The 236-nt window shown below is 25.4% G+C and carries 1 pseudogene; it reads left to right on the top strand.

The features are described 5' to 3' along the window. A pseudogene (locus tag CAMP5063_RS08465) lies at positions 1-236 on the top strand (hypothetical protein); the annotation flags it as partial.

Genomic DNA, 236 nt, shown 5'->3' on the forward strand with positions numbered 1-236 from the left:
AAAATAGCTGAATTTATAGCTGATATCGTTTCAAGTAAAAATCAAACTATTCAAGATAATTTAACTCAAATTCAGTTATTAAATAATCAATTGTCATTTCAAACTAAGTACGGCACAGCTAAAACAAGAATTCAAAATCAACTCTCCTATAAACTAGGTCAAGCTATGATAGTAAATTCTAAATCTATATTAGGTTACTTAATAATGCCTATGGCATTATTAAGTATAATAATTTC

Origin of the sequence: Campylobacter sp. RM5063, assembly GCF_024723655.1 — a bacterium.
GTDB classification, from domain to species: domain Bacteria; phylum Campylobacterota; class Campylobacteria; order Campylobacterales; family Campylobacteraceae; genus Campylobacter_D; species Campylobacter_D lari_D.